11 protein-coding genes are annotated in these 21,869 nt (G+C 59.1%); 4 read left to right on the forward strand and 7 right to left on the reverse strand.

The window, feature by feature from the left end; all coding sequences use genetic code 11:
* Entirely contained in the window at positions 1-1,035 is a 1,035-nt protein-coding gene (gene waaF, locus NMB39_RS26420) for a lipopolysaccharide heptosyltransferase II (RefSeq protein WP_464005924.1), read from the reverse strand.
* 54 nt (positions 1,036-1,089) lie between these two features.
* A complete protein-coding gene (gene glnE, locus NMB39_RS26425) occupies positions 1,090-4,029 on the reverse strand; it encodes a bifunctional [glutamate--ammonia ligase]-adenylyl-L-tyrosine phosphorylase/[glutamate--ammonia-ligase] adenylyltransferase (protein WP_198719571.1) in 2,940 nt (979 codons plus the stop codon).
* A gap of 383 nt (positions 4,030-4,412) precedes the next feature.
* Between glnE and aceE the strand changes: the two genes are divergently transcribed.
* From aceE to msrA, 4 genes are all read left to right on the forward strand, one after another.
* Positions 4,413-7,058 carry a pyruvate dehydrogenase (acetyl-transferring), homodimeric type gene (gene aceE, locus NMB39_RS26430; protein ID WP_046070602.1) on the forward strand — a complete coding sequence of 882 codons (2,646 nt, stop codon included), beginning with the start codon at positions 4,413-4,415 and terminating at the stop codon, positions 7,056-7,058.
* A gap of 11 nt (positions 7,059-7,069) precedes the next feature.
* Positions 7,070-8,716 (forward strand): dihydrolipoyllysine-residue acetyltransferase, encoded by a 1,647-nt coding sequence (gene aceF, locus NMB39_RS26435; protein WP_306956906.1) that lies wholly within the window; start codon positions 7,070-7,072, stop codon positions 8,714-8,716.
* Positions 8,717-9,018: 302 nt separating this feature from the next.
* A complete protein-coding gene (locus tag NMB39_RS26440) occupies positions 9,019-11,712 on the forward strand; it encodes a putative bifunctional diguanylate cyclase/phosphodiesterase (protein ID WP_057023466.1) in 2,694 nt (897 codons plus the stop codon).
* Between the two features lie 72 nt (positions 11,713-11,784).
* Entirely contained in the window at positions 11,785-12,432 is a 648-nt protein-coding gene (gene msrA / locus NMB39_RS26445) for a peptide-methionine (S)-S-oxide reductase MsrA (protein ID WP_057023467.1), read from the forward strand.
* Between the two features lie 74 nt (positions 12,433-12,506).
* Here msrA and NMB39_RS26450 read toward each other — a convergent pair whose 3' ends face one another.
* From NMB39_RS26450 to putP, 5 genes are all read right to left on the reverse strand, one after another.
* Complete coding sequence (locus NMB39_RS26450) at positions 12,507-13,343, reverse strand: 23S rRNA (adenine(2030)-N(6))-methyltransferase RlmJ (protein WP_198719567.1); 837 nt, start codon at positions 13,341-13,343, stop codon at positions 12,507-12,509.
* A 73-nt stretch (positions 13,344-13,416) separates the two neighbouring features.
* Positions 13,417-14,163 (reverse strand): DUF4123 domain-containing protein, encoded by a 747-nt coding sequence (locus tag NMB39_RS26455; RefSeq protein ID WP_057023469.1) that lies wholly within the window; start codon positions 14,161-14,163, stop codon positions 13,417-13,419.
* Between the two features lie 174 nt (positions 14,164-14,337).
* Complete coding sequence (locus NMB39_RS26460) at positions 14,338-17,592, reverse strand: dermonecrotic toxin domain-containing protein (RefSeq protein WP_494339865.1); 3,255 nt, start codon at positions 17,590-17,592, stop codon at positions 14,338-14,340.
* Positions 17,593-17,956: 364 nt separating this feature from the next.
* Positions 17,957-19,981, reverse strand: a complete 2,025-nt coding sequence (locus NMB39_RS26465) for a type VI secretion system Vgr family protein (protein WP_494339864.1) — start codon at positions 19,979-19,981, stop codon at positions 17,957-17,959.
* Between the two features lie 197 nt (positions 19,982-20,178).
* On the reverse strand, positions 20,179-21,663 hold the full coding sequence (gene putP, locus NMB39_RS26470; protein WP_057023472.1) for a sodium/proline symporter PutP: 1,485 nt from the start codon (positions 21,661-21,663) through the stop codon (positions 20,179-20,181).
* Positions 21,664-21,869 lie beyond the last annotated feature (206 nt).

Genomic DNA, 21,869 nt, shown 5'->3' on the forward strand with positions numbered 1-21,869 from the left:
TCAGCGAACCTCGACCACGTCGCCCTGCAACCGTTGCAAGGCATCGGTTACCGGCTGCGGCAATAATTGGCGCAGGCAATTGTAGTGGCCGAAACGGCAGGTACGGTCAAAGCACGGGCTGCAATCCAGGCCCAGGCGCACCACTTCGACCTTATCGGCCAGGGGTGGGGTAAACCCTGGGGAGGTGGAGCCGTACACCGCCACCAGCGGGCGGTTCAGCGCTGCCGCCACATGCATCAGGCCGGAGTCGTTGGACACCACCGAGTCGGCGCAGGATAGCAGGTCGATGGCCTCGGCCAGGGACGTGTCGCCACTGAGATTCGTCGCTTCCTCTCGCAGGCCCGGAATCAGGCGCTGGCGAATATCTTCACCGACCGAATGATCGTTCTTCGAACCAAACAGCCACACCTGCCAGCCTTCGCGGATCTTGGTCTCGGCAACCTTGGCGTAATGTTCCGACGGCCAGCGCTTGGACTCGCCAAACTCGGCGCCTGGGCACAAGGCCAACACCGGCCGATCCAGAGCCAGGCCGAACTTGGCCAGCGCCGCATCGCGGGTGACGGGGTCGATCTGCAGGCTGGGGCGCGGATACGGCTTGGGCAACTCGGCGCCCGGCTCATACGCCAGGGCCATGAAACGCTCAATCATCAGCGGGTAGCGGGCTTTATCCAGGGTGCGCACGTCATTGAGCAGCACATAACGAAACTCGCCGCGCCAGCCGGTGCGCTTGGGGATGCCGGCGAAATACGGCACCAGCGCCGACTTGAGCGAGTTGGGCAACAGGATCGCCTGGTCGTACTGGCCGGCCATGGACTTGCCGATGCGCCGACGGGTCGCCAGTTCCAGGGCGCCGTGGCCGAGCGGAAAGCTCAAGGCCTTGCGCACCTCGGGCATGCGCTCCAGGAGCGGCCGGCTCCACTCAGGGGCGAGCACGTCGATCTGGCAGTCTGGATAGCGCTGCCGCAGGCACTGGAACAGTGTCTGTGCCATCACCATGTCACCGACCCAACTGGGCCCAACGATCAAAATATTCATGTAGTTTCCACAAACGATGCGGGGAGGCTTATGCCTCCCCGCCCTAATAGTGTTTCAGCTCAAGCCCAACGCCTGCCAGATTCGCATCACCTGGCGCCGCTCGTCTGCAAATTGATCCCCGGCGACCGTGCCGGCCTCATTCTGCAAGGCCTGGCGGTGCGCGGCGGACCGGTAGGCCTTATACACCTCGCGCAACAAATGGGCATCGGCGGCGGGCATCAGCCCAACCTGCTCCAGGCCCTCCAGAATGCGAATATTATCGGTGTAGCGCAGCAACGATGGATGGTGCGCAGACCACGCCAAAGCCGCGTATTGCACCATAAATTCAATATCGACGATACCTCCGGCGTCCTGCTTGAGATCGAACACAGCCGTAGCCTCGAAGGCATTGGCGCCCCTGCCGGCCGCCGTGGCCCGGGTGCCGAGGTTATCGCGCATCTTGGCACGCATCTCACTGACCTCCTGGCGCAGCTTGGCCAAGTCCCGTTCACGTCCCAACACTTTAGCGCGTACCTGCTCGAATGCCTGGCCCACATCCTGGCTGCCGACCAGCACCCGCGCGCGTATCAGCGCCTGATGTTCCCAGGTCCAGGCTTCATTTTGCTGATAGCGGTCGAATGCGCCCAGGGAACTCACCAGCAGGCCGGATGCGCCGGAAGGCCGCAGGCGCATGTCGACTTCATAGAGCTGGCCCGAGTTGGTCTGGGTGGTCAGCAGGTGAATGATCCGCTGGCCCAGGCGCGTAAAGAACTGCGCGCCGTCAATCGGCTTGGCGCCATCGGTCTCGGCCTGGGGGTCACCATCGTGGATAAACACCAGGTCCAGGTCCGAACCGTGCCCCAGTTCGATGCCGCCGACTTTCCCATACCCGACAATGATGAACCCAGGATCGCACAGGGTACCGTCCAGGCGCTGCGGCGCGCCGTGGCGGGCGACAGTCTGGCGCCAGGCCAGGGCCAGCACTTGTTCAAGAATCGCCTCGGCCAGCCAGGTAAGGTAGTCGCTGACTTTCATCAACGGCAGGCTGCCGGCGATTTCCGAGGCGGCCACCCGCAAGCGGTGCGCCAACTTGAAATGCCGCAGGGCTTCCATCTGCTGCTCAAGGTCATCTTCGGGAATGCGCGTAAGACGTTCGCGCAACTCGGCGGCCAGTTCCGGCGCCAGCGGCGGCTTGAACAGGCGACCTTCGTTGAGCAACTCATCCAGCAACAACGGGAAACGGGTGATCTGCTCGGCGATCCACGGGCTGGCGGCGCACAGGGTCAGCAGGCGACGCAGGGCGTCGGGGTTTTCCGTGAGCAGCACCAGATAAGCCGAACGCCGGGCGACCGCTTCCACCAGCGGCAATACACGCTCAAGCACCAGGTCCGGGTTGGCGTGCTCGACGGCCTGGGCCAGCAGGCGCGGGATAAACGCGTCCAAGCGTTCACGCCCCAAGCGCTGCATGGCACGCAATTGCGGGCTACCGCGCAGGCCAGCCAAGGCCTTGAGTGCCTTAGGGGCGTCGGTGAAACCGCCCTCTGCCAGTTGGCGACACGCGGCGTCTTCATCCTGGGACTCCTCCCACAGCGGCAACCACTCGCCACCGACGACCAGCTCGCTTTCTTCGCCTTCCTCTTCATCCGGGTCGGCAATCACTTGGCGGAAGTGCCAGTCCACACGACCACGCCAGTACATCAGGCGCTCGTGGAACGCGGCCCAATCGCTGAAACCCAGCATAAAGGCGATACGCGCCTGGTCTTCGGGGCTATCGGGGAGCATTTGCGTCTGGCGATCGGCGATCGCCTGGATCGCGTGTTCGGTGTAGCGCAGGAATTCGTAGCCATTGCGCAACTCGGTGACCACCGCCGGCGGCAGGTAACCCTGGCCTTCCAGGGTGCCCAGCACGTTCAGCAACGGACGCTGTTGCAGGCTGAGGTCGCGACCACCGTGGATCAACTGGAACGCCTGGGCGATAAATTCCACCTCGCGGATGCCGCCTGCACCCAGCTTGATATTGTCGGCCATGCCCTTGCGCCGCACTTCCTGCTGAATCAACTGCTTCATGGTGCGCAGCGCTTCGATGGCGGAGAAGTCCAGGTAGCGGCGGTAGACGAACGGCCGCAGCATATCCAGCAACTGCGCGCCCGCCATCTGATCGCCGGCCACCACCCGCGCCTTGATCATCGCATAGCGTTCCCAGTCCCGGCCCTGATCCTGATAATACTGCTCCAGCGCGTTGAAGCTGAGCACCAAGGCGCCGGACGAGCCGTAGGGACGCAGGCGCATGTCCACGCGAAAGACAAAGCCGTCGACGGTCATCGGGTCGAGGGCCTTGATCAATTTCTGACCAAGGCGGATGAAAAACTCCTGATTATCCAAGGAGCGTTTCACACCCACCGTTTCGCCACCTTCAGGGTAGGCAAAGATCAGGTCGATATCCGACGACAGGTTCAATTCCACCGCACCGAGCTTGCCCATGCCGAGGATAACCATGTGCTGGGCTTCACCGCTGCGTCGCCCGGTGGGCGTGCCGAACTGGGCACAGTGGCGCTGGTACAACCATTGGTAGGCCTGGTCGATGCTGGCATCGGCCATGTCAGAGAGATCGCGACAGGTTTGCACCAGGTCAGCCTGGCGAGTCAGGTCGCGCCAGATGATGCGTACTTGCTGGCGCGTGCGCTGGCGGCGCAGCACACGGCCCAGTTCATCTTCTGTTTCGGCTTGTTGCACTGCGCCAGCAATCTGGCTGCACAGCTCACCGGGCGCAAAGCCGCGGTCCAGCTCGCCCCAGGCCACCAGTTCGAGCAACATCAAAGGGTCACGAACACTTTGTTCAATGACAAAATCACTGGCTGCGCACACGCGGGCGAAGTCGGCCCAGCGTTGCGGCGTCCACGCAGAAAGGCCATGATCGTCATCCAGCGCGGCCACTGCGTCACGAAATGACTGCTCGGCCCGGCTGGCGTAAGGCAGGAGAATGGCCGGCAGTTCGGCCAGCGTGGGAAGGCTCATGGTCTATCCTTGATCGGCGCGTAAATGGCCTGTGGCTGTGAACGCAAGAACCACCCTCGGTGATGGACTGTCGAACAAAGGTTATAAATAGCTGAAATTAAATCAATCTTGGCAGACAGCATTAAACTTTCACCTTTTCTTGTTCGCAAAAGATCAACAATAACGATTATGCTCACCAGCCAGACCGAGCCATACGCTCAGTCTTGTGTAGTTTTACTACTCGTATATACATTCGAAAGGCTGAAATGGCCGACGATTTGTAGTAAAACTACAGGACGCCGAAGCAACCTTCGGCCATCCAAGAATTTATGTCGTCTGCCCACAAGGCCAGTCGCAAACTTCAGGCAACCGATTCTGGTAGCCTTTCCGCCCTGGAGCAAGCCATGCAAGACCTCGATCCCGTCGAAACCCAGGAATGGCTGGACGCCCTGGAATCGGTTCTCGACAAAGAAGGCGAAGACCGTGCTCACTACCTGATGACCCGTATGGGCGAACTCGCGACCCGCAGCGGCTCGCAACTGCCTTACGCCATCACTACGCCATACCGCAACACCATCCCCGTTACCCACGAAGCACGCATGCCTGGCGACCTGTTCATGGAACGCCGCATTCGCTCGCTGGTACGTTGGAACGCCATGGCGATGGTAATGCGCACGAACTTGAAAGATTCTGACCTGGGCGGTCACATCTCCAGCTTCGCTTCCAGCGCAACCCTGTATGACATCGGCTTCAACTACTTCTTCCAGGCCCCGACCGACGAACACGGCGGCGACCTGATCTACTTCCAGGGCCACACCTCGCCAGGCGTCTACGCCCGTGCGTTCATGGAAGGTCGCATCAGCGAAGAACAAATGAACAACTTCCGCCAGGAAGTCGACGGTCAGGGCCTGTCGTCCTACCCGCACCCTTGGCTGATGCCTGATTTCTGGCAGTTCCCAACCGTTTCCATGGGCCTGGGCCCGATCCAGGCAATCTACCAGGCACGCTTCATGAAGTACCTGGAAGCCCGTGGGTTCATCCCGGAAGGCAAGCAGAAAGTCTGGTGCTTCCTGGGCGACGGCGAGTGCGACGAGCCGGAATCCCTGGGGGCCATCTCCCTGGCCGGCCGCGAGAAGCTGGACAACCTGATCTTCGTCATCAACTGCAACCTGCAGCGCCTCGACGGCCCGGTTCGCGGCAACGGCAAGATCATCCAGGAACTCGAAGGCGTGTTCCGTGGCGCCCACTGGAACGTGACCAAAGTCATCTGGGGCCGTTTCTGGGACCCACTGCTGGCCAAGGACGTCGACGGTATCCTGCAACGTCGCATGGACGAAGTCATCGACGGCGAGTACCAGAACTACAAGGCTAAAGACGGCGCGTTCGTTCGCGAGCACTTCTTCAACACGCCTGAACTCAAGGCGATGGTTGCCGACCTGTCCGACGACGAGATCTGGAAGCTCAACCGTGGCGGCCACGACCCGTACAAGGTCTATGCGGCGTATCACCAGGCGGTCAACCACAAGGAACAACCCACCGTCATCCTGGCCAAGACCATCAAGGGTTATGGCACCGGTGCCGGCGAGGCGAAGAACACCGCGCACAACACCAAGAAAGTCGATGTCGACAGCTTGAAGTTGTTCCGCGACCGCTTCGACATCCCGGTCAAGGACGAAGAGCTGGAGAACCTGCCGTTCTTCAAGCCAGAGCCAAACAGCGCCGAAGCCCGCTACCTGAGCGAGCGCCGCAGCGCACTGGGCGGTTTCGTGCCACAGCGCCGCGCCAACAGCTTCAGCGTACCGACCCCGGACCTGAGCACCCTCAAGGCTATCCTTGACGGCTCGGGCGATCGTGAGATCTCCACCACCATGGCCTTCGTGCGCATCCTTGCGCAACTGGTCAAGGACAAGGAAATCGGCCCGCGCATCGTGCCGATCATCCCGGACGAAGCCCGTACCTTCGGTATGGAAGGCATGTTCCGCCAGTTGGGCATCTACTCTTCCGTCGGCCAGCTCTACGAGCCAGTCGATAAAGACCAGGTGATGTTCTACAAGGAAGACAAGAAGGGCCAGATCCTCGAAGAAGGCATCAACGAAGCGGGCGCCATGAGCTCCTTCATCGCTGCCGGTACTTCGTACTCCAGCCACAACCAGCCGATGCTGCCGTTCTACATCTTCTACTCGATGTTCGGCTTCCAGCGTATCGGCGACCTGGCTTGGGCAGCAGGCGACAGCCGTACCCGTGGTTTCCTGATCGGCGGCACCGCCGGCCGCACCACGCTGAACGGCGAAGGCCTGCAACACGAAGACGGTCACAGCCACATCCTGGCTGCCACCATCCCGAACTGCCGCACCTTTGATCCAACCTACGGCTACGAGCTGGCGGTGATCATCCAGGACGGCATGAAGAAGATGACCGAAGAGCAGCAGGACGTTTTCTACTACATCACCGTGATGAACGAGTCCTACCAGCAGCCTGCCATGCCGGCCGGCGTGGAAGAAGGCATCATCAAGGGCATGTACCTGCTCGAAGAAGACACCAAGGAAGCGGCGCACCACGTGCAACTGATGGGCTCCGGCACCATCCTGCGCGAAGTGCGTGAAGCGGCCAAGATCCTGCGTGACGAGTTCAACGTCGGCGCCGACGTGTGGAGCGTGACCAGCTTCAACGAACTGCGTCGCGACGGCCTAGCCGTAGAGCGCAGCAACCGCCTGCACCCTGGCCAGAAGCCTGCGCTGAGCTACGTCGAAGAGTGCCTGGCCGGCCGTAAGGGTCCGGTTATCGCCTCCACCGACTACATGAAACTGTTTGCTGAACAAATTCGCCAGTGGGTCCCGTCCAAGGAATTCAAAGTCCTGGGCACCGATGGTTTCGGCCGCAGTGACAGCCGCAAGAAGCTGCGTCACTTCTTCGAAGTCGACCGTCACTTTGTGGTGTTGGCAGCCCTGGAAGCCTTGGCTGACCGTGGTGAGATCGAACCCAAGGTGGTGGCTGACGCCATCGTCAAGTTCGGGATCAACCCGGAAAAACGCAACCCACTGGACTGCTGAGGAGATTTTTTGTGAGCGAACTCATTCGCGTACCTGACATCGGCAGCGGTGAAGGTGAAGTAATCGAGCTGTTTGTGAAGGTCGGCGACACCGTCGAAGCCGACCAGAGCATCCTGACCCTGGAATCGGACAAGGCGAGCATGGAAATCCCTGCTCCCAAGGCCGGCGTGGTCAAGAGCCTGAAAGTGAAGCTGGGCGACCGCCTGAAAGAAGGCGACGAACTGCTGGAGCTGGAAATCGAAGGCGCTGCTGATGCAGCCCCTGCGGCGGCGGCTCCTGCTGCCGCTGCTGCCCCAGCACCCGCTGAAAAGCCAGCCGAAGCGCCTGCCGCTGCGGCTGCTGAACCTGCCGCCGCCACCGTTCAAGACATCCACGTCCCGGACATCGGTTCGTCGGGCAAGGCCAAGATCATCGAGTTGCTGGTCAAGGTCGGCGATACCGTCGAAGCCGACCAGTCGCTGATCACCCTGGAGTCCGACAAGGCCTCCATGGAGATCCCTTCGCCGGCTGCCGGCGTGGTGGAAAGCATCGCGGTCAAGTTGGAAGACGAAGTCGGCACCGGTGACTTCATTCTCAAGCTGAAAGTACAAGGCGCTGCGCCTGCCGCCGCGTCTGCACCGGCCGCTGCTCCCGCCGCCAAGGCTGAAGCGGCTCCGGCTCCGGCTGCTGCTGCCCCTGCGCCCGCTGCAAAAGCCGAGGCCGCACCAGCCCCTGCTGCTGCCGCACCTGCGCCAAGCGGTGCCAAGGTTCATGCCGGCCCTGCCGTGCGTCAACTGGCCCGTGAGTTCGGCGTTGAGCTCAATGCTGTGTCAGCCACTGGCCCTCACGGTCGCGTGCTGAAGGAAGACGTGCAGGTCTACGTCAAGGCCATGATGCAGAAAGCGAAGGAAGCGCCGGCTGCCGGTGGCGCTACCGGTGGTTCGGGCATTCCGCCGATCCGTACCGTAGACTTCAGCCGCTTCGGCGAAATCGAAGAAGTGCCGATGACCCGCCTGATGCAAATCGGCGCGGCCGGCCTGCACGCGAGCTGGCTGAACATCCCGCATGTGACCCAGTTCGACCAGGCCGACATCACCGACCTGGAAGCTTTCCGCGTTGCGCAGAAAGCCGTGGCCGAAAAGGCCGGCGTGAAACTGACTGTGCTGCCACTGCTGCTCAAGGCGTGCGCGCACCTGCTCAAGGAACTGCCGGACTTCAACGCCTCGCTGGCGCCAAGTGGCAAGGCGATCATCCGCAAGAAGTACGTGCACATCGGTTTCGCGGTCGACACCCCGGATGGCCTGCTGGTGCCGGTCATCAAGAACGTTGACCAGAAGAGCCTGCTGCAACTCGCTGCCGAAGCCGCTGCACTGGCTGCCAAGGCCCGCGACAAGAAGCTCACCCCGGACGACATGCAGGGCGCCTGCTTCACCATCTCCAGCCTCGGTCACATTGGCGGCACTGGCTTTACGCCAATCGTCAACGCACCGGAAGTGGCGATCCTGGGCGTTTCCAAGGCCACCATCCAGCCTGTGTGGGACGGCAAAGCGTTCCAGCCGAAGCTGATGCTGCCACTGTCGCTGTCCTACGATCACCGTGTGATCAACGGCGCCGCGGCGGCACGCTTCACCCAGCGCCTGAGCCAGTTGCTGAACGACATCCGCACCATCCTGCTGTAAGCCGCAGGGCCTTCCTTTCACCGGGAAGGCCCCTGCCGCACCGATTTCCGAGCGCCACGCTCGTACCTCAACCCCGCCGCTTGGCGGGGCTTTTTTGTGCGCTCGGTGTACACACAGAACAGGTTTGTACACCTTCTGTCACTTCGATTGCAGAAATCCCCCGCACGGCCGATAACTGCCTTATAGCACTTAGCCTTCATCCTCTCTTGTCAGTGCGTGCCGCATGATGCAACCTTGCCGCAGGCGACAGTAAAGAGGGCGTGAGCCGGGCGCCACGCGCATTTTCCCAAGCGAGTTTCCCCATGAAAAGCCATCCCGATGTCGCCCGTATGGCGGCCGAGGTAGTGACGCAATTACCGGTGCCTTCGCGCCTCGGTATGCTGCGTTTCGAGCGGCTTAATGAGGCAAGCTGGGCCCTGCTGTACCTCGATCCCAATTGCGAGCGCCAGTTCGGCCTGCCAGCGGTGGAACTCTGTGCCCTGATCGGCACGCCCTACGCCAGCCTGATGGAGCCCCAGGCCCGCTATCAACTGCACGACGCAATCCAGCAGCAACTGACCCACAGCCCCCATTACCTGGTGCGCTATACCCTGCACACCCATGACGGCCCGATGAGCCTGCTGGAAATGGGCGAGGCCTACAAACAACACAACCGCCATCTGCTGCGCGGCTACCTGATGGTGGTCGACGGGCTATTCAGCGATACGACCGCGCCCGCCCCGACCGCTGACCTGGAAAACCAGAACAGCCGCCTGCAGATCGCCCTGGAACTCAACCAGCGTGCCCAGCAAGAACAGCTGCAACACTTGGAGCGAGTGCGCGCCCAGCAGGAATTGATCCTGCTGCTGGCGCGCCAGCGCTACACCACGTCCAATTCGCTGCGCGAAGCCGCAGAGCTGATTACACGAAGCGCCTGCGACATCTACCAGATCGATTGCGCCAGCATCTGGAACCTGGAGGGTCAGCGCCTGGTGCCGATCTCGGCGTACCACCGCGCCGACCAACAGCACCGCCTGCCCGACGCCATCGATGCCAGTGGTTTCCCGGATTACCTGGAAGCCCTGCACTCCAGCCGCGCCATCGACGCCACTCATGCCCTGCGCGACCCACGCACCCGGGAAATGGCCGAAAGCCTGCGTGCCAAGGATATTCACGCGATGCTCGACGCCAGCATTCGGGTCGACGGCCAGGTGGTCGGCGTGCTGTGCCTGGAACAAAGCGGCAGCTCGCGGGCGTGGCAGTCCGATGAGATCGCGTTTGCCGGCGAGTTGGCGGACCAGTTCGCCCAGGTCATCAACAACCACAACCGCCGCACCGCCACCAGTGCCCTGCACCTGTTCCAGCGTGCAGTGGAACAAAGCGCCAACGCCTTTCTGCTGGTTAACTGCGACGGCGTGGTGGAGTATGTCAACCCCAGCTTCACCGCGATCACCCAGTACAGCGCCGAAGAAGTCCACGGCCATCGCCTGGCCCAACTGCCGGCCCTGGAAAATCTCAGCGAATTGCTGTTCGACGCACCCTCGGCCCTGGCCAAAAGCAACAGCTGGCAGGGTGAGTTCAAAAGCCGGCGCAAGAACCTGGAACCCTACTGGGGCCAGCTGTCGATTTCCAAGGTGTACGGCGACAACCGCGAGCTGACCCACTACATCGGCATCTACGAAGACATCACCCAGACCAAGCTGGCGCAACAGCGCATCGAACGCCTGGCCTACACCGATAACCTGACCAACCTGGGCAACCGCCCGGCGTTTATCCGCAACCTCGACGAACGCTTTGCCCGCGACAGCGACAGCCCGATCAGCCTGCTGCTGGTGGACATCGACAACTTCAAGCGCATCAACGACAGCCTCGGCCACCAGACCGGCGACAAGTTGCTGATCAGCCTGGCCCGCCGCCTGCGCAACAGCTTGAGCAGCGGCGGCAGCCTGGCGCGCTTTGCCAGTAACGAGTTTGCGGTACTGTTGGACGATGCCGACCTGGAGACTGGCCAGCAGGTCGCGTGCCAACTGTTGGCCACCCTCGACAAGCCGATGTTCGTCGACAACCAGCTCATCAGCGTCACCGGCTCCGTAGGACTGGCCTGCGCGCCTCTGCATGGCCGTGACCCACAGACCCTGATGCGTAACGCCGGACTGGCCCTGCACAAGGCCAAGGCCAACGGCAAGCACCAGGTGCAGGTATTTACCGAAGCCTTGAACGCCGAGGCCAGCTACAAGCTGTTCGTAGAAAACAACCTGCGCCGCGCCCTGACCCAGAACGAGCTGGACGTGTTCTACCAGCCCAAGCTATGCCTGCGCAGCGGTCGCCTGCTGGGCATGGAGGCGCTGCTGCGCTGGAACCACCCGGAAAAGGGCATGATCCGCCCCGACCAGTTCATCAGCGTGGCCGAAGAGACCGGGTTGATCATTCCCATCGGCAAATGGATCGCCCGCCAGGCCTGTCGCATGAGCCGACAGTTGAGCGCCGCAGGCATGGGCAATCTGCAGGTGGCGATCAATCTGTCGCCCAAGCAGTTTTCCGACCCGGACCTGGTGGCCTCGATCGCCACGATCCTCAAGGAAGAACAACTGCCGGCCAACCTGCTGGAGCTGGAGCTGACCGAAGGCTTACTGCTGGAGGCCACCGAAGACACGCGCCTGCAACTGGACCAGCTCAAGAGCTTCGGCCTGACCCTGGCCATGGATGACTTCGGCACCGGATACTCGTCGCTGAGCTACTTGAAAAAATTCCCCATCGACATCATTAAGATTGATCGCAGCTTTATCCACGAAATCCCGGATAACCAGGACGACATGGAAATTACCTCGGCGGTGATCGCCATGGCCCACAACCTCAAGCTCAAGGTGGTGGCCGAAGGCATCGAGACTGCCGAGCAATTGGCGTTCCTGCGCCGGCATCGCTGCGATGTGGGCCAGGGCTACCTGTTCGACCGGCCGATCCCCGGTGCAGAACTGCTGGAAAAGCTCAAACGCTATCCACGTGGGCCAATCGCCTGACAGCGCTGTAACACTCGGGCACACTGACTGTCTGATAATTTACTGCTACTCAACCTGACGAGAGGACTGATCATGGTCTTGCGCTCGGAAATTCTGGTGAACAAAAACGTGCTGCCTACTCAAGAACAAGCTCTGCCTGGCCGTGAAACCCCGATGGCCTTGCCGGAAACTCATTACGTCAACGGCAACCCGCTGCTGGGTCCTTTTATCGACGACGTTGGCTTTGCGATCTTCGGCCTGGGGTGTTTCTGGGGTGCGGAACGTAAATTCTGGGAACGCGACGGCGTGGTCAGCACGGTGGTCGGCTATGCCGGCGGTTTCACGCCGAACCCGACCTACGAAGAAGTCTGCTCGGGCCTGACCGGCCACAGCGAAGTGGTGCTGGTGGTGTATGACCAGGCCAAGGTCAAGTATGAAGACCTGTTGAAGATGTTCTGGGAACTGCATAACCCGACCCAGGGCATGCGCCAGGGCAATGACATCGGCAGCCAGTACCGTTCGGTTATTTATGCCACTACGCCCGAACAGCTGGCGGCAGCCAAAGCCAGTGCCGAGGCTTATCAAGCTGAATTGACCAAAGCCGGCGTGGGTACTATTACCACTGAAATCGACGAAGCACCGACGGTGTACTTCGCCGAAGCGTACCACCAGCAGTACCTGGCGAAGAATCCGCAGGGCTACTGCGGCATCGGTGGCACTGGCGTGACCTGCCCGATCTAAGGTCAACATAAAACCAAATGTGGGGAGGGGGCTTGCCCCCTCCCACATTGGTTTGTGTTTGGCTGCAAAGGCGCTTATTCAGCAATGAGCCAATCCATCTGCCACCCACCCTGGGTCTGGCCAAGCTTCTTGGACAGCCACGGCAGCAACTCGCGCAATTCCTCTTCCAGGCCCCACGGCGGGTTGGCAATCGCCAGGCCCGAGCCGGTCAGGGTGTTGGGGGTATCCAGGGGATGCACCAGCAACTCCACACGCAGCAACTTCGGCGCACCGGTGCCGGCCAGGTCCTGGTAGAAGCGGCGTAACATGCGCTGGTCCTTCACCGGGTACCAGATCGCCGCGACCGTCTGGCGCATACGGCCAACCGCTTCCTTGAGGGACGCCGCGCAACGCTGCATTTCATCGAGCTGTTCAAACGGCGGGTCGATCAGCATCAGCGCGCGTTTTTCCGGCACCGGCAGCAAGGCCCGTGGCACGTGCCAGCCTTCGCCCAGATGCACTTTGACGCGGCGATCACCCTTCATATTGTCCTTGAGCAGCACGCCGTCTTCCGGGTGCTTTTCGTTGAGCAGCACGCGGTCCTGTGGCCGCGTGAGGCGTCGGGCCAGCTCCGGCGAGCCCGGGTAATAGCGCAACTGGCCATCCGGGTTCATCTCGTGCAGCACGCGCATGTAGTCAGCGGTGAGCGGCGGCAGGTCGCTTGCTCCCCACAGGCGGGCGATGCCTTCCAAGTATTCACCTGTTCGGTTGGCCTGGTCGCCCTGCAGGTCGTACAGGCCGATACCTGCGTGGGTGTCGAGGTAGGCGAACGGCTGCTCCTTGCGCGACATCAGGGCGATGAGGCGGGTCAAGGTCAGGTGTTTGAAGACATCGGCGTGGTTGCCGGCGTGAAAGGCGTGACGATAATTCATGGTTGCTCCTGCGCAGGGGGCGAAGTTTACCTTCTGTGCGGGCAAAGGTGCAGAGTCGTGCGCCGAGAGGCGTTTATGCCACCAACCATGGCGTGCTGCACGACTCCGATTCGAGGTGGTTAACCAGCGCCTGGTAATCCACCAACGGTTCGCGCACGAAGTAGGCAACCTTGTGCCTCAAAATCGACAACGAGAAGGCCGCGTATAAATCGGGACGTTGCTCTTCGAGCCACTGCAGCAGATTTTCAATCAGCGTTTGAGGTGATTGCTCGGCCAACTGTTTAAGTAATGATGCAGGTACTCGCCACCATGGGCTCGGCTTGACTGCGGTCACCGGCCCGGTCGTCACCGTCAACGATTCGCCATTGATCCAATAACAGCGAAACACCGGCAATACCCTGCCCGCTTCCTCTCCCAGTTTTTGCATAATCGGCAGAAACTGCAGGCCATCCCAAAAGCGTAAAAATACTGCGTGGTCATCGGCCAGGTATACCTTGGTCAAACTTTGCAGATGTGCGACCACCACTTCCAAAGGGCTGGACGATACCGCCAGCCATCCCCAATCAGTGGCCTCGCTGGCGGCGATCCAGTCGAGAAAGGCGCTTCCTGGCTCGACGATACCCACGTAAGGCATTACCTCATCCCATTCGGCATATGGCGTACCTGCCCATAGCGATTGAGGGCGCATCCCCGCAGCTGTGGCTTGCCAGGCGGCCAACGGTCTGGCATCACTGGCATTGCTCAGCACGGCATAGAGCTGTTCATTGGGGCGCAGCACGTCTTGCGCAAGCCAGGCACTGGGAGCCAAAGATGGATGCATTCGGACATGTTCCTTTTTAAAGCTGAACTGAAACACTCTTCATCTGCAAACGAGTGGGCAACCGATTCTGCACCGGCCATTTATCCTGTTGGTCAAGCAGCGACTAAATCAGATAATCCCTACACCAAGTACATCGTGACAAAAGTGTCAGGCTTGATTTCCCCGCCCTGGCATTTACCGCGGATGAGCTGAATCGTATGCAGAAAAATCAACCTTGAATATAAGCACTGAGCCGTCAGGCGTTACACCACCTAACAGCTTTCTCAGTGTGCCATTTTGCAGCGCATGCGAGACAGCCTGATAGGCCGGCGTATTGACTACTTCGGCACGCGCCGCCGAAGAGTTCGCCTCAGCAAGACAGTTATCCAACACCGAACTGACCCACGCATCGCTCAACTGCACATTCCCTCCCGCCCCCGCATCAGACATCGATACAGAGCCTAACGTATTGCCATTGCCAACGCTTTTAATCTGCTTTGCCTCCAGTACGTATATATTTCCATTCGGCCCCTCTAACACCAGATCAAATCCACTTTTTCCATTCTTGTACTGCCCTCCTGGGAGCACCTTGTATCCATCACGCTCAAGAGTAAGCTTCAGCACTTTCTCGTTAAGAGCACCCTTTTTATAATTGTTTTCCGCTATCTTTATTGGAGAATTTTCATGCACTTGGTTAAGCGCATTCAGCGCTTGAATACTTTCAATTTGCTCTTGACTGTAAGAGCGAACGGGATAACGAACTGCCGCATTCCTTGAGGCCTGGTTAACATTCAAGCCTCCGCGCCCCCCCGCAGCAGCGATGGATCCAAGCCCCTCGAAAGCGTCGAACCTCGGAGCCCACAACGGTAGCGGCAAGCCTTTGAGACTTACCTCCACCAAACTTTGAACTTGAGCGTAGGGAAGTCCATGCTTAAGCACATACTGATCGATAAGTGCGTCTTGCCGAGAAGCCTCGGCCATCAGAATGGTAGGTTCAGTAGTGCGAATTATTTGTCGACCGTATTGTTTTATATATTCTTGTACCGCAACATCGTTTGCAGTACGCACTCCGGGTTCCTTGTTGGCGCTCTCCGAAATACCGAGAAGACGTCTTACCATACTGCTCAGGACTTCCCGCCCCGCCATATCCGGCTCGGGTATCCAAGAACCTATTTCGAGACCTGGCTGTATAAATATATCAGGGGCCGACACATCGTCGTTGCCGATTATCTTCCAGGAGGCTTTATCAGCGTCATAGTCTACTTTAAATATTTTCCCCTCAATCTGAACATAATTGCTGACTTTAAGATCCGAACCGACCAGACTAATAATGCCTTCCTGCGTATAGTGCCCGCACTCTGTAGCGACCCCATCCTTTATCTTCCAAAGAGGATAATTTGTCAGTTCCCCTTCCTGATTAAAGTTTCTAACCCTTCGATAGCCTTCCGGAGCAAATATTGATTCCTTACCTATGGATATCAATTCATAGCCAGGAGGCACATCGATAGGCGTTTGGCCAACCGTCCGGACTTCATAGGGGTCAAGCGTGATAGTGCCTTGCCAAGTCTCAGGCTGGGTAGGAGGCTGCCATGCTCCCCCCGCAGTGCGCATGGAGTGCCAAATTCCGCTTGCATCCGGCTTGGCGACTCTCGCAGTGCTGACCAATAGAGAAGGGTTTTCAGGATCCCGCTGCCATAAGAGGTAGTGCTGACCATCCATAGCATCCGGAGCAGCGCCAACAAAATATTGTTGCCCCTTGAACGTAATTTCCCTGGCCTCTGAAAGCTTCAGGCTAAATGGATTGAACGCCGCAGGCCGTTCAAAGGCATACGGAAACCGCTCTTGGGATACGCTCACCGGCAGGCCGCCGCTACTCGATTGCGTTTGTACCGTTCTTGCACCTGACCGCGAGTTCGTATACTTACCAACGGCATGGCTCATAGCCATCATCGCCATATCTGTCACGGCTGCCTTGAAACCGTTCTTACGCTCAGAATAGGTATCACCTTCGATGGCTTGATCCGTTTCCAGTCCTACTTGTGTCGTGAAGGCCAACGCATTGACGCCCATGCCAATGGGTCCCAAGAGCGCCAAGGGAATTGAGAACACCGCGTTGGCAGACTGAACGACTCCCAAAGCGTCGTCCCTGTACACTTCCGAATTTGACTTGATCTGGGTATCCACATCGGATTCGATGCGCGCCTGCGTCTCCCGGGCCATCATGGTGAAAACATCTTCTCCAACCCGCGAGTCGTTGACGTTGATATGATTGCTATCAGCCTTCATCTCACCGCTACCGAGTTTGCTTAATGCGCTGTCAACACCATTGACACTCAGCGAACCATATATCCCTTGCTGGCGGTCGCTCAGGGAGAAGTGATGAGCAAGAGCGGCAGATTTGCCAGGGTCCTTCCCCTGCTCTACCACCCACCTTTGCAGTTCTGTCGTGTTCTGGAATACCTCAAAGACCGGGCACGCACCGGGGATGTAGAGAATTTGTTTGCCCCGCTCGCCAACGAAACGAAGGATATCGGTGGCATAGTAGCCGTTGATATCAAAACGCATGACCTGGCTGCTGGCGCCAGGCGCTGCCGTTGTTTGTAGTTGCTCCGGCGTCGTTGGTGCATCCAATGGAAGGTCTGGTGCCCCGCCCCCCATCACCAAGGCATACTCTGCGGGATTTAGCGTGTTGGCGTTCAGCGCCTTGCGCGCTTCATCAACAAAATGGCCTTTGGCCGCGGAGCGCCATTGTGCACGATGATCAGTCCAGAACTTTTTGACGTTTCCCGTCAGCATGTTCTGCACATCCCCTGTGCGTACGATATCTAAGAACTGCGAAGGTTTTAGCGGCAGTTCATTACGGGCGTCATAACTATCCTTATCGGGACCATCCGTATAAATACCGTAGACCGCATCCAAGTCACGCCAACTCTCTATTGCACTCGGCACATCATCTTTTATTTTCGAATAGATATAACCCGGCAGGGTTCTATCAGCAATCAACTTCCCCAGGCGCCCGAAAAAATCTGAAACACTACTACTATCCAGCAGCGAAAACGGACTAACATTAGAACTTGCAAAATGCGCTGTACTCTCAACTCTTCCAACCCAACGGTAGCGCTCGGCGGAAAAGAAATTGCTGGTCACAGCTTCGGTCAATGTCATCGACTGTTCAGGTTTACCTGAATACTTCCAACCGGTACTGGTATCTGCGGAATGAACACCTTGACTTTTGGAAAAGCGATGTAAATAAACCTTATCAGGATCAACGAGTCTACCTGTGGCCGCCAACACCTGTTGTTGTAACCATTTTTTTAGCGATGCGTTAGAATCATACACTCCGGCCGACGTGCTTATCTCGGACGAAGGCTCAAAACTATGCACGGCCTCAACCGAAGGGCGCTTAACCGCCTCAAGTGCTGCACGACCGGAACTAAAAGACAGCATCATACATAACACCTCAACTTTAAGGTTCAAATAGACAACTGCCAACCCGGATAGCAACAACTTTCGAGGTCTCGAACATGTCAGCAGGCGTGCTATATATTTACCTCACGCTCTCAAGCGCGACCACAACCTTAAAGTTGAAATATGTTTCCGCCACCTTTTCAGAAAGCACATAAAATCTTATAAAAAATTCCCACCTGATCGATAAATAGTTACTCATCACAGACAACAACGCCATAAAACAACTCACCTAAGTGCTCATCGGCTCAGGCTGGTAAAAAATAAGACGCACTTGACCCTACATTGCCTACCGCCTTGATCCGAGGAGCAAAGCCACTATCAGCCAACGCCTACACACTGTTTAGTTTTAGAGGTCTGCAACACGGTCATGCTGAGCAAGATCGCACTGCCCGCTTTGGCAGCGCTCGCACTCCTCGCAGAATGGAGCACTGCGTTTCAGGCTGGCCACCTGTACGAGGCTCAGCGGAGCCGGAATAACCGCCAGTAATTGCTCATTGAACCCTGGTATCAATGGCGCAGCCGCCGAAACAGGCCCGCCTCCGAGCTGGATCGGCACACTGCTGAAAATCCCGCCCGCCGACAGCGTAATCGACTGTCCGCCCGCCTGAATCGTCACGCTGGCACCCGCATCAATAACGATGCTTTGCCCAGCCCCCACCTGAATGGTCTGCCCGGCACGCATATGCTGCGAACCGCCGACCACCAGATGATCATCCTGCTTGAGTTCAGTCAGGCGATTGCCATGGGTGATGCGCTGTTCTTCGCCCTGCAACTCATGGTGAGACTCACCCTCCACCCGCACACAACGCCGGTTACCGACCCGCACCTGCTGGTCATTCAGCACATGCTGGGTCCAGTCGCGCTGGGCGCGCAGGTAGATCTCCTCGGCGCCCTTGCGGTCTTCGATACGCAACTCGTTGTAGCCTCCACCCCCCGGACTGCTCTGGCTACGCCAGATGCTGCGGGTCTTGTCCGCCGGCAAATCGAGAGGCATCGGCGTGGCGGCATTTGGCAGGCAGCCCACCACCAGCGGCATATCCAAGTCGCCATTGACGAAGCCCACCAGCACTTCCATGCCGACCCTGGGGATAAGCACCGCACCATAGCGTTCATGGGCCCAGCCGCTGGCGACCCGCAACCAGCAACTGGAATGCTCGTCGTGCTCACCTACGCGGTCCCAGGCCAGTTGCACCTTGACCCGACCGTATTCGTCGCAATGGATTTCACTGCCCACCGGGCCAGTGACCAAGGCGCTTTGATAACCCGATACGCTCGGGCGCGGCTGCTCAGGCAAGGGCGGGCGAAAGACTGCATCCCAGGGTGCGGCGGTAAATGTATTGTGATACCCCTGGCGAAATTCTCCCCCAGTCACCTCGGTGACCACTTCCTCCAGTACCTGGGGCTGCTTGCCTTCGTGGGTCACTTGCGTCACCAGCCACAAGTCGTTCCAGCCCTCGCACGGGTGGTCCCGCAGTTGCAAAAACCGACCGCTGGCCAAGGCCGGCTCGTCACCTTGGCCATAGGCAACCCGATAGTCACTACGGTGCCGCTCCAAGCCACGCTGGGCGAGATACTTGCCATGGGTCCGATCGGAAAAATGGCCGGGGAATTGTTGCATTTCAAGCGCTGGAGGCCGTTCTTCGCCGGCCGTGTTTTCCAGCTCGAAGCGCGGTTTGCGAAAATCATAATCGCGCAGATTGACCGCCGTGGTACGGGTTGCCAGCTGCAGCGTAAAACGCTTGATCGCGGGGGTATCGGCAACCATTCCCGAACCGGGTCGGTAAGGCGTGGGCTGATCCGCCTGGGCAAACACGGTCTGGTCATCGCCAAACACCAGCAAGTGTCCTTCGGGAGCATGCTGGAAGTGATAGTGAATGCCCAGTTCGGCACACAGGCGCTGGATGAACGCCAGGTCAGTCTCACCGAACTGCACGCAGTACTCGCGCTCAGGATAATTGCCGCTGAGCCGGAACTCGAAGCGATCGCTTTGAATCCCATGCCCCACCAACACCTGGGCAACAATCTGCGGCACCGTCTTATGTTGGAAAATACGTTGCTGACTGCTGTGCACCAGATACGCCAAGTGGGGCACCAGGCTGAGCTGGTAACGCGTCAGGCGTCGTCCGGAATCGCCCTGGGCGACCCGATAAACCAAGCCGTGAACACCATGGCCCTGCTCATTGAAACTCAAGTACGCCTGGCGATGCAGCAAGCCCTCCAAATCAAGATCCGGTTGCTCGCTGACCAGCTCAAGTTCAAAACGGTAAGGCTGGCTGATGGCCTCGGTGCCGCTGAACTTGAACACCTTTAAGTCGCTGGGCACCCCATCAAGGGCCAGGGTAAATGCACTTTGATTGGCAGGAGCGAACATCCGGTGTTTCTCTGCGAAGGGTGGGCGGCCGATTCTGCACCAGCTTGTTGCCGGCCAGGACTCCTCGCAGGCAAATCAGTAAGGTCCTACCCTTGGCTTCATTCGTCAGCAGCCGAAGGCTCGCACAAAAAAAGGCCCGGCATCCTCAGGACGCGGGCCTTTTTCACTCGTTCAACAGGCGTTAAACGCCCAAGGATTTACTTGTTGAGGTTGTAGTCTTTTTCCGCCGCATCAAAGCGCTCGACCATACCCGCAGTCGGTGCGCCCATCTTGCTCACGAAGTAGATCGCCAGGCTGGCGAAGATGAAGCCAGGGATGATTTCGTACAGGCCCAGCAGCTCGAAATGCTTCCACACGATCACGGTAATCGCGCCGACCAGGATGCCGGCCAATGCGCCGTTACGAGTCATGTGTTTCCAGATCACCGAGATCAGCACCACCGGGCCGAACGCCGCGCCGAAGCCGGCCCAGGCGTAGCTGACCAGGCCCAGTACGCGGTTTTCCGGGTTGGCGGCCATGGCGATGGCGATCAAGGCCACCACCAGCACCATGATGCGACCGACCCATACCAGCTCGAGCTGGGAAGCGCCTTTACGCAGGAACGCCTTGTAGAAGTCTTCGGTCAGGGCGCTGGAACACACCAGCAACTGGCAGCTCAGGGTACTCATGACAGCCGCGAGGATGGCCGACAGCAGGACACCGGCAACCCATGGGTTGAACAGGATCTTGGCCAGTTCGATAAACACACGCTCAGGGTTTTCCGTCACCGGGCCTGCCACTTCCGGATGCGCCGAGAAGTAGGCGATACCGAAGAAACCCACTGCCACGGTGCCGCCCAGGCACAGGATCATCCAGGTCATGGAAATGCGACGTGCCTTGGCGATCGACTTCACCGAATCCGCCGCCATGAAACGCGCAAGGATGTGCGGCTGCCCGAAGTAACCCAGGCCCCAGCCCATCAGCGAGATGATGCCGATGAAGGTGGTGTTCTTCAGCATGTCGAAGTTGGTCGGGTCCTTGGCTTCGATGGCCAGGAAGGTAGTGTCTACACCGCCGGTCGCCAGCAGCACGATGATCGGCGTCAGGATCAACGCGAAGATCATCAGCGTGGCTTGTACGGTGTCGGTCCAGCTGACCGCCAGGAAACCACCGATAAAGGTGTAGGCGATGGTCGCCGCTGCACCGGCCCACAGCGCAGTCTCATAGGACATGCCGAAGGTGCTTTCGAATAGGCGGGCACCGGCGACGATTCCGGAAGCGCAGTAGATGGTGAAGAACACCAGGATGACCACGGCGGAGATGATCCGCAGCAGGCCGCTTTTATCTTCGAAGCGGCTTGAGAAGTAATCCGGCAGGGTCAGGGCGTCGCCGTTGTGTTCGGTCTGCACCCGCAGGCGGCCGGCCACGAACAACCAGTTGAGGTAGGCACCGGCGATCAGGCCGATGGCAATCCAGCTTTCCGACAGGCCAGACATGTAGATCGCGCCCGGCAACCCCATCAACAACCAGCCGCTCATGTCGGAAGCACCGGCTGACAAGGCTGTCACCACGCTACCGAGGCTGCGACCGCCGAGGATGTAATCGGAAAGGTTGTTGGTGGAGCGATAGGCCATCAGGCCGATCAGCACCATTGCTGCGATGTAGATCACGAACGTGATCAGGGTTGGATTACTAACGCTCATAGGAGTGACGCCCTGGCTTTGTTTTTATGTAGCGACGGTCATTCGGACGACCACCCGTGGATTACCGGATAGACGAGCCTGCGTGCCGCGCATTTATGACTGGCGTTTCCCCAGGAAAGCCGCCAGCCGATGAACCATACCCTAAAGATGGTTGCACCTTGGTGCGCGAATGCTATTCAACAAAGCAAATAAGGTGCAACCAGTTT

It is taken from the genome of Pseudomonas sp. FBCC-B545, assembly GCF_059134095.1.

What these genes read in the sequence shown, in the direction of transcription:
- waaF (WP_464005924.1), bottom strand. Translation starts at nt 1,035, where the DNA reads ATGAATATTTTGATCGTTGGGCCCAGTTGGGTCGGTGACATGGTGATG.
- glnE (WP_198719571.1), bottom strand. Translation starts at nt 4,029, where the DNA reads ATGAGCCTTCCCACGCTGGCCGAACTGCCGGCCATTCTCCTGCCTTAC.
- aceE (WP_046070602.1), top strand. Translation starts at nt 4,413, where the DNA reads ATGCAAGACCTCGATCCCGTCGAAACCCAGGAATGGCTGGACGCCCTG.
- NMB39_RS26440 (WP_057023466.1), top strand. Translation starts at nt 9,019, where the DNA reads ATGAAAAGCCATCCCGATGTCGCCCGTATGGCGGCCGAGGTAGTGACG.
- msrA (WP_057023467.1), top strand. Translation starts at nt 11,785, where the DNA reads ATGGTCTTGCGCTCGGAAATTCTGGTGAACAAAAACGTGCTGCCTACT.
- NMB39_RS26450 (WP_198719567.1), bottom strand. Translation starts at nt 13,343, where the DNA reads ATGAATTATCGTCACGCCTTTCACGCCGGCAACCACGCCGATGTCTTC.
- NMB39_RS26455 (WP_057023469.1), bottom strand. Translation starts at nt 14,163, where the DNA reads ATGCATCCATCTTTGGCTCCCAGTGCCTGGCTTGCGCAAGACGTGCTG.
- NMB39_RS26460 (WP_494339865.1), bottom strand. Translation starts at nt 17,592, where the DNA reads ATGATGCTGTCTTTTAGTTCCGGTCGTGCAGCACTTGAGGCGGTTAAG.
- NMB39_RS26465 (WP_494339864.1), bottom strand. Translation starts at nt 19,981, where the DNA reads ATGTTCGCTCCTGCCAATCAAAGTGCATTTACCCTGGCCCTTGATGGG.
- putP (WP_057023472.1), bottom strand. Translation starts at nt 21,663, where the DNA reads ATGAGCGTTAGTAATCCAACCCTGATCACGTTCGTGATCTACATCGCA.